This is a genomic window from Sphingomonas sp. 66-10, assembly GCF_001897045.1.
GTDB lineage: Bacteria > Pseudomonadota > Alphaproteobacteria > Sphingomonadales > Sphingomonadaceae > Sphingomonas > Sphingomonas lycopersici.
Genome location: NZ_MKRR01000056.1, coordinates 1 through 8,442 on the forward strand (window position 1 = coordinate 1; position 8,442 = coordinate 8,442).

Here is an 8,442-nt window from a genome sequence, read left to right on the forward strand (position 1 = left end):
GGGCCAACTCAAATTCCGAACAGCGGCCAGTCATCTGTCCGGCACCCAGTCGAGCAGCTTGAAATGTAGCGCGACCCAGAACAAGTCGAAGAACGACACGCCCACGACCCACAGATAGATCGAATTACGCGCATCTTCGCTCACGCCTCCACCCCACAAGAAAAGTCACACTGCATGATATATCGGATGGCTGCAATCGGAAGTGCGTCACCGACGGCGGAATGCCGTAAAATAGAGCGACATCATCCCGCTTTCTCTTGCTTGCGGACGGCTCGGATCTGGTGGCTTTTACGCGACATCTATTGAGATCATCGTGCGACGGGGGAGATGGCAGCTGCAAAATTTGTAACAGCCAATAGCGCCCATGCCACGCTGCCGTAACGAAGCACCCAATCCAGCGAGTGATCGCCCATATGTCGGAGATTGATGATCGCGAGCGTCGATCCGAGCAGGGCCGCCGCAAGGTTGATTGCTCGCTTCATCTTTGCATCCCTTTCTCCTCACACACTGCTGCCGTCGATGCGCCGATACTTCAAGCGGAATGTCCGTTTTGGACTCGCCTCTAAACTTCCACAGAGGTCAATGTTTGGGGCGGACGCGGTCGAACGATCGGGCGTCGGATTATCACCGTTAGACTCTTTGCCCGCGAGGGCCAAAAGGGTGGCGGCGAATCGCATCAAGCGCGACTGCTTGCCCGACCCGAAGTTTTACCCAGCCGGGGTATGGAAGGGTAAATCCATCACCCGGTTGCACCTTCAATGCGTATTCGGCTGTACGCAAGTCGTGATAACCGGTGACGAGTGTCTGCCATTCGCAACGCTCTGCGGTGGGCGCCGTGAACCTGACCAATTTTAATAGCAATAGATTGGCGACGCGCTCTACGATCATGGCCGCTATCCATTCTTCTGACACTTCTTCGACGGCAGCTTATCGAATGGGCCCGCGATCATCCAGCGGTCCGCTTCTGCGGCGCCTTCCCCCCGTCGGCTAAGAGATTGCGCCAAATTGGCACCGATTGGCTTGAGCTGGGTGGTTTGAAATCCGGCAGCCTTCAGACGGTTCAGTCTGAAAGCCGCCGACCGGCGAGGAAGATTACAGCTTCACCGCGGCGTTGCCGCCATCGGCCCACAGGGCCGATCCCGTGACGAAGCTCGACATATCGCTGGCGAGAAACAGTGCCGCCTGCGCAATTTCTTCGGGCTGAGCGATCCGCTTCATGGCGTGGAGACCCGCAGCCCATTCGCGCTGGGCCGTATCGCCGGCCATGTCCGTTGCTGTGCCGCCCGGCAGGAGGGCATTGGCACGGATGCCGATTGCGCCATAATCCGCTGCTATGCCGCGGACGAGACCAAGCAGACCCGCCTTGGCTGCTGCGTAGGGACCCATGCCCGGCAGCCCCACGCTGTTGCCGACAAAGCTGCCCGTGAAGATGAGCGCGCCCGCTCCATGCTCCAGCATCGCAGGAATCTGCGCTCGGGCACCGAGAAAGGCCGCGGTCAAGTTCACTGCCAGCACGTCCGACCACTCCCGGGGTTCAATCTCGGCCAGCGGCTTCATGGCTCCCACGAGACCTGCATTGTTAAAGGCGATGTGCAAGCCGCCGAACGTCGCTTTGGCGGCAGCGACAGCCTCGTGATGCGTGCGCTCGTCCGTTACGTCTCCGACAACAGCGAGCGCACGCCCCCCGCGCTCCTGGATTTGCGCAACGACCAGGTCCAGCTGGTCTTGCCGGCGGGCGACAAGCACTGCGGAGGCGCCGTTCGCGGCGAACAGCGTTGCGGCTGCCTTCCCAATTCCTGAACTTGCGCCCGTGATGATCGCGATTTTGCCGTCTAACAGTTTCATTCCTCGGCTCCCTTGGTGAAGCCGGATAGCTACGGATCCTCGCCGCCCGCGGCGTCCTGTTTCTTGTTTTGAAACGACTTACGCGACCTCGCCCGCGCGGTGTGCGCACGTGCCCCCGGCTTTAGCGGCCGTTTTCAGAGATCGCGCCGCCTCTCGAGGCTGACCGAATTTGGGGCGACAAGAGAACGGCCGATTCGGTCGGATCTCATTAACGCGGAGCTGTCCGGTTCACTATACAGGGTTGTAACGCCCCGGGCGGCCCAGCCATTCGCGCACGGCATTGGCGACGAATTCGGTGCCGGACCGAATATGCTCGGGCGGTGGCCGCGGTTTGCTACAGCCACGCCAGCGGCACAATTTTTGACAATCGGTGACAGAGCCCGCTGCTCATCGGAACCGGAGGCGTCACCGAGGGTTGGTTGCGGAGATCGTCGGTCCGCTTGGATAGATGGTTCGAGGGTCGATGGATTATAATGCGCAAGTCGGTGCTCATCGTTGAAGACGAATATCTGATCGCGAGCGAGCTTGCGCTCCTGCTTGGCGAGCATGGATGGCAGGTCATTGGTCCGGTGGGAACCACCAGCGACGCGCTGGCGCTGCTTCATGGCGAACTGCCCTCCGTCGCGCTACTCGACTTAAATCTCGGGGACGAATTGGTTACGCCGGTTGCGCTTGCCCTGAAACAGGAAGGTGTGCCATTCGTGTTGGCGACGGCTGTTGCGCAACCCGAGCAATATGGCGGGGACGTTTTTGCCGGAATTTTAAATATCGGCAAGACCGTGATCAAAGATAATCTCATCGCAACACTAGAGAATCTCGTTGCGACCACCGCTCAGAGTTCAAAGATCGCTCTTTAATTAGCGCAGGCGAAGTAGATCAGTCTCCAGATGGATCGCGTATAAGAAACTAATGAGCTTAGTTGAATGAAACAGAGATTTGATCATGTCCAACCGCTTTCTTTAATGGCGTTTGTCAAGCTGGCATGTGAATATCGGCGACCAGGCTCATGGTTCTCTTCGAAGTCGAAGGTGATCCCGCTTCAGCATGGCGTTGGATAGGTTGAGCCGGCCAATGTGGTGTTCGCGGTCACCAACATCGCTGGTGCTCGCATGCAGCGGAACGCGTCACCTGTCTTCCACATGACGTGGAGCACTGTCGTGAGCTTGTGTGCGACGGCGACCTTCGTCTTTTTGAAGCCACCGCGCATTCGCAATGCGCAGCCCCGATCAGTTCAGTAGGCCTCCCTGGTGCCTTCGCGTGGAGATCAGAATTTCACCCGTGCATCAACCAGGAATGCGCGCGGCGGTAGGAAGCTGAACTGATCCAGTTGACCGTAGCCGCTCTGATAGCTCTTTCCATTAATCGCTGTCGTTGGCGCGCCGGAAGCGCTGTTGGCGATCGCGGTGATCGCACGGCTGTTGAACACATTCTGCACGGTGACGCCGAGCTGGAAATGCGGCGCGATTTCCTGGCTCATCGCGAAATCGCCGATGGTATAAGGCTTGATGCGATAGAGCCGGTAGCCGGGGCTGCCGCTATATTCGCTCGCATATTGCGGCCCGGTGTATTTCTGGTTGAACGACACGCGGAAGCCCCCGTTGCGATAGATGAAGCCGCCCGCCGCGGTGCTGAACGGCGCCTTGGCAATTTGGGCACCGGTGGTCGCGCTATGCGCGTAATTATACGATCCGTTGGCGAACAGGGTCAGGCCGTGGATCGGCATATAGCTGATCTGGCCTTCGACGCCCTTGTAGCGCACCTTGCCGATGTTGATCAGCAAGGTGGTATCGCACCCGGCGGTGGTGCAGGTACCGATCTTGTTGTCGACGTTAACGATATAAGCGTCCGCATCGAGCGACACCTTGGCGCCGTGCCAGACGGTGCCGACCTGATAGTTGGTGGATGTCTGCGGGCGGAGCGCGTCGAGCGCGGTCGAGAGCGTACCCGAGGTCGAATAGAAGCTCGACAGATCTGGGACGTACATGCCCTGTGCATATTGCGCGTAGAAGGACCAGTTGGCGCGCGCGGCCCAATTGGCGGTAACGAACGGCAGCGCCTTAGTCCAGGTTGCGCTGGTATCGATCGGCCCGCGCGATTTCTGGTTCACCGCCGCGTCGACCCCACGCGTGAAATGGACATATTTGACGCCCGGGGTGATCGCCACGCTCTCGATCGGGTGGAATTCGAACTCGCCGAAGAGCTGATACTGATCCCATTTCGAATGCTGCAGATATTGCGCATTGGCGAGCGCGGCGGATGGCAGCGCGCTTTGCGCCGCGGAGCCGTTGCCGTTGTTGAACTTCTCGTTGAAGCTCGGCGCGCCGGTCGTCATGTCGAGATCGACCAGATGGCGGTCGGTGACGGCATGCTCATACCAGCCGCCGATGCGGACCTTGCCCAACGAAAAGTCGTAGTTAAACTGGCCGATATAGCCGAATACGCGATATTTGTTCAGCTTGTTGTATCCGAGCACGTCGCTCGCCGGGCCTTTCACCGCGACATAGGGCGAGGCGGGCGTGCCCGCGCCGCTGAAACCGCTGATCACGCCTCCCGAATTCTGGGTAAAGACGGGAGTAAAACCGCCCGGCTGCGTGGGGATCGCTACCGTGGCACTGCCGTTCCCCGACATGGTGTTGTTGGTATAACCGTACATATATGCACGGTTATCCATCGAAAAGCCGCTGCCCAATTCGCTTTGCAGGCGAATGTAGGAGAAATCGGTCGTCTTGTCGGTGCGATTGTACTTGTAATAGCTTGCAAGCGCAGGATTGTTGGTCATCCCGTAATTCTTGCCATAGAGGCCAATATCGGATGTCGCTGCGCAGTTGGTACCGCTGAGCTGCGCGAGCTGATTGCCTGAACCATCGATCGCCACCGCGGACTTGCCGCCGTTGGCCGAAAGCGCGGTCGCGCTCCCGCAGGTCGCGCCCTTCGCGACGTCCGACTGATAATAGAAATTGCGATTCCACGTGCTCATTACGGTCAGCGTGTTCGCATGGCCGATCGGGATCACTGCCTTGCCGTAGAGGTTCCTGCCGCCCACCGGCGAATAGGTAAGCGCGCCGTCCGATTGCATATATTGGCCGGTCAGCACGATGCGCGCGCCGCCGAGGCTGTCGATCTTGCCGCTCTGGAATTCGGCGCGGCCGATGAAGCTGTTCCAGTTACCGAGGATGCCCTCGATCTGGCCGCCCATTTCGTCCTTCGCCGCACGCGAATACATGTTGATGTTACCGCCATAGCTCGCCTGGCCGAGCTGGCTCGCATTGCCGGGGCCGCGATCGACCACCACGGTCTCGATCGTGTTCGACGGGAAGAACGCGGTCGAATGGTGTGTCGGATTGTTGGTGTCGCCGAACGGGATCGAATCGTAGGTGACGTTATATTCGCCATCCTGGAAGCCGCGGATCGTCGCCTTGGTCTCGCCGAAACCATAACCGTTGCCGGTGCCGGAAATCGACACCCCGGGGGTCAGCGCGATCAGTTCATTGAAATCAGCCGCGGGGGTGATGTTGTCGATATAGTCGCGGCCGACCGCCGACTGCGGCTGGGTGGTGGTGAGCGATGCGGTGATCGGCGCGCTCTCCGCACTTTTCGAGCCGGTGACGATGATATCGGACGAGGTCAGCGATTGCTTGTCATTGGCCTGACCCGCTTCGTTGGCGCTGGTCGTCTGGGGAGCGGCATCCGCCGGCTCTACCACACCGGCGGGCGCAGCGGCGGCATTGGTCGCAAATGCGATGAGGCTAATCGCGGCGAACAGCGCGCCGCGCGAATGGATGCTCATGATGCGGGGCCTCTTACGGTCGATCAGGACGGCAATTTGGCGAGTTCGGCGCGGGCGGCGGCGACGCGTGCGGCAGTGGCGGGATCGGCGAGGATGCGCCCCACCGCGAGCGTCGCGATGACATGGCTTGCCTCGGTATCAGAGGGGAAGTGGACGCCGCAGATTTCACGGCTCAGCGCATAATCCTTGGCCCGCTCCATCACCGCTTTGGCCTTCGCGGGCGCCAGCGTCGCCAGCAGCAGCCCGACCGAATAGCCGAGCGTCGCATGGCCGCTCGGATAGCTGCGCGTCGGCTTCTTGCCCTTGCCGGCGTCACAACTAGGCATCGTCGGATCGACGCCCCAGGGGCGGATGCGGCCGAAATGCTCCTTGGCGATATTGGCGGCGAGGTCGGCGTCATTGTGGACCGCCAAAAGCAATGCCCATGTCGCCGGCAGCGTTTTGAGATCGACGCCCATCGCTTCGTTGAAGATCGTCGGATCTTCATGCGCATCATCGCGTCGCGCCTGCTCCAGCCGCTCAGGCGAGGTGCCCGCGATCAGCGCGTGGAGATAGGCGAGCTCGAGCTTCTCAACGTCCGATCCGGGCGCAGGCGGGGCGGGCACCATAGCATCGGGCGGAAAATCGTCGGCGCGAAGGAGCTTGAAAGTCGGCGCAGGTTTCCTGACCGGCGCAGTCTGCAATTGCTCGGCGTGGATCGCGACGGGGGCGAGGAGGGGCAGGGCGGCGAGCAAAACGCTCGTTGAACGGCGCGAGATCATGGGGAAGGCTCCCTTTGCTTCGGTGGATCAGGATTGGCCGGGGGCGATGACCAGCACCGCGAAGCTGCCGGGCACGGGCTTGCCGCGCTTGGCGCCCGGCTCCGGCGCCGCGAGCGCCGCGGCGGGCAGATAGATGCGACCATCGCGCGGATCGACCGCGCCGGTCTTGGCGCCGACCTGGGTGGCGATCGTGTCGGTGACACGGATGCGCGCGGCATCCTTGACGTCGATCTCGACAAGGGTGCCGCTTTCCCCGCACGGAATGAAAGCAAGACCACGGCCCTGGTCAACCAGCACCGCATCGGGGCCGGCCCCGATCGCAAGCTTGTCGATCACCTTGCCGGCCTTGGCATCGACAACCATCGCCACATTGTTGGCGCAGGCGCTGATGAGCCGGGTGCCGCCCGCAACCAGGCCAAGGCCGGTAGGGCCGTCACAGCCGGTCAGTTCGATCGTCTTGACGACACGGCGCGCCTTGAGATCGAGCACCGCAATGGCGTTGCGATCCTCGATATTGACGAATGCACCGCCCTTGCCGTCGGCGACGCCGAATTCAAGGCTCCCGCCGACGTCGATCCGGCCGACCAGTCCGTGCTGATCGCGGTTGATCAGCGCGACGCTGCCGTCGCCCGCATTCATCACCGCGATCAGTCCCGTGGCAGGGTCGAGGAAGGCAGCATCGGGTTTCTTGCCGGTCGCGACCTCCGCGATCGCCGCGCCCGTCGCGACGTCGATGAAGCGGGCAAGACCGGTTTCGCCGTCGGTTTCAAGCAATTCCTTGCCGCCGGGCAGCGGGAGCACCGAGTGCGCGCGCTGCGCCTTTGCCAGCGCGGGCGTTACCTTCCCGTCGGCAAGGTCGACCGTCATGATCGCATTGGAACGTGCGACATAGAGCCGCCCGGCCGCCGGATCGACGCTGGCATAATCCCAGCCGCCATCCTCGCCCGCGATGCGCGCCTCGACCCGATAGCCGCCTTTCGCGGCCGGCCGTGCCAGTCCGTAGGAAGGCGCAAGGATCCCCGCCGCGGCCATTGCCGCAGCGCACCATTTTCCGATCATGTGCCGTCAATCCCCAGATAGACCGATGACGCTGCATCGGCGATAGACATAGACCGGCTAGGTGGGTCGGGTGACAGTCTCGTGACTCACCTGCGCGATCCGGCGCTCGGCGCCCGCACATTGCAAAATTAGAATGTAGGCGGCGTATCGGCCGCGGGGAAATTCACCTCGACGATCAGCCCCGGCGCCGCATCTGCGAGGACAATCTCGGCATCGTGAAACGCTGCGATTGCCGCGACCAGCGCGAGCCCCAGCCCATGCCCGGGCGCGCTCCGGCTTCGTTCCAGCCGCACGAACCGGCGCAGGACGTCCTGCCGGTCGCCCGCTGGAACGCCTGGCCCGTTGTCGCTGACGCGGAGCGCGATCAACCCCGCGTTTCGCCGCAAAGAGACCTGTGTGACGCTGTGCTCGGGCGTGTGCAGCCGGGCATTTTCGATGAGATTGACGAGAAGCTGATTGAACAGATCGGCATCGCAGCGGATCGTGCAAGGCTCGCACTCCTCCAGCAAAAGCTGCTGCGATCCATCGGCGAAGACGGGTGCGTAGGATTCGACGATGTCCTCGACCAGCGAATCTAGGCGGATCGCTGCAACGTGTGGCCGGCGTCGCCCCTCCTGCACTTCACCGATCCGCAGCATTGCGGCGAACAACCGCAAGATGTCCTCGCATTCGCGATCGGCGGCAGCGATCAGCGTCCGCCGCTCATCCTCGCCAATTTCCTCCTCCGATGCGTCACGCAGCATGGCCTGCAGGCGGGTCAGCGGGGTGCGAAGGTCGTGCGCGATATCGCTCGAGACCTGGCGAAGATTGTCCATCAGCGACTCGATGCGATCGAGCATCCGATTGAAGACGCGTGCCTGATCGGCAAAGGTTCCGCCCAGCGAGTCTATCGGTACGCGCCGCGAATAGTCACCGGCGATGATCGCATTGGCGGTGGTGCCGATCGCAGCGACGCGCGCAGCGATGAGCCGGCCGAGCAACAGGCTGGCG

Annotated in this window: 8 protein-coding genes; 1 reads left to right on the forward strand and 7 read right to left on the reverse strand. The window is 61.7% G+C overall.

Features of this window, described 5'->3' with window-relative positions; genetic code table 11:
• Positions 1-308 precede the first annotated feature (308 nt).
• The 3 genes from BGN95_RS05830 to BGN95_RS05840 all read right to left on the reverse strand — a co-directional run bounded on the left by BGN95_RS05830 (position 309) and on the right by BGN95_RS05840 (position 1,845).
• Positions 309-482, reverse strand: a complete 174-nt coding sequence (locus BGN95_RS05830; protein ID WP_286771938.1) for a hypothetical protein — start codon at positions 480-482, stop codon at positions 309-311.
• 148 nt (positions 483-630) lie between these two features.
• Complete coding sequence (locus BGN95_RS05835; RefSeq protein WP_286771939.1) at positions 631-888, reverse strand: hypothetical protein; 258 nt, start codon at positions 886-888, stop codon at positions 631-633.
• Positions 889-1,092: 204 nt separating this feature from the next.
• Complete coding sequence (locus tag BGN95_RS05840) at positions 1,093-1,845, reverse strand: SDR family oxidoreductase (RefSeq protein ID WP_286771940.1); 753 nt, start codon at positions 1,843-1,845, stop codon at positions 1,093-1,095.
• 473 nt (positions 1,846-2,318) lie between these two features.
• Between BGN95_RS05840 and BGN95_RS05845 the strand changes: the two genes are divergently transcribed.
• Entirely contained in the window at positions 2,319-2,702 is a 384-nt protein-coding gene (locus tag BGN95_RS05845; protein WP_286771941.1) for a response regulator, read from the forward strand.
• 407 nt (positions 2,703-3,109) lie between these two features.
• On the opposite strand, the gene BGN95_RS05850 is transcribed toward BGN95_RS05845, so the two are convergent.
• The 4 genes from BGN95_RS05850 to BGN95_RS05865 form a co-directional block, all read right to left on the reverse strand.
• Positions 3,110-5,632: a TonB-dependent receptor gene (locus BGN95_RS05850; protein ID WP_286771942.1), complete on the reverse strand. Its 2,523-nt coding sequence runs from the start codon at positions 5,630-5,632 to the stop codon at positions 3,110-3,112.
• 23 nt (positions 5,633-5,655) lie between these two features.
• Positions 5,656-6,366, reverse strand: coding sequence for a phosphatase PAP2 family protein (locus BGN95_RS05855; RefSeq protein WP_286771943.1), 711 nt, complete (start codon positions 6,364-6,366; stop codon positions 5,656-5,658).
• Positions 6,367-6,420: 54 nt separating this feature from the next.
• Positions 6,421-7,452 carry a YncE family protein gene (locus tag BGN95_RS05860; protein WP_286771944.1) on the reverse strand — a complete coding sequence of 344 codons (1,032 nt, stop codon included), beginning with the start codon at positions 7,450-7,452 and terminating at the stop codon, positions 6,421-6,423.
• A gap of 128 nt (positions 7,453-7,580) precedes the next feature.
• Positions 7,581-8,291, reverse strand: coding sequence for a sensor histidine kinase (locus BGN95_RS05865; RefSeq protein ID WP_286771945.1), 711 nt, complete (start codon positions 8,289-8,291; stop codon positions 7,581-7,583).
• Between the last annotated feature and the right edge of the window lie 151 nt (positions 8,292-8,442).

Coding starts and splice junctions, on each gene's coding strand:
- BGN95_RS05830 (WP_286771938.1), bottom strand. CDS start 482: ATGAAGCGAGCAATCAACCTTGCGGCGGCCCTGCTCGGATCGACGCTC.
- BGN95_RS05835 (WP_286771939.1), bottom strand. CDS start 888: ATGATCGTAGAGCGCGTCGCCAATCTATTGCTATTAAAATTGGTCAGG.
- BGN95_RS05840 (WP_286771940.1), bottom strand. CDS start 1,845: ATGAAACTGTTAGACGGCAAAATCGCGATCATCACGGGCGCAAGTTCA.
- BGN95_RS05845 (WP_286771941.1), top strand. CDS start 2,319: ATGCGCAAGTCGGTGCTCATCGTTGAAGACGAATATCTGATCGCGAGC.
- BGN95_RS05850 (WP_286771942.1), bottom strand. CDS start 5,632: ATGAGCATCCATTCGCGCGGCGCGCTGTTCGCCGCGATTAGCCTCATC.
- BGN95_RS05860 (WP_286771944.1), bottom strand. CDS start 7,452: ATGATCGGAAAATGGTGCGCTGCGGCAATGGCCGCGGCGGGGATCCTT.
- BGN95_RS05865 (WP_286771945.1), bottom strand. CDS start 8,291: ATGCTCGATCGCATCGAGTCGCTGATGGACAATCTTCGCCAGGTCTCG.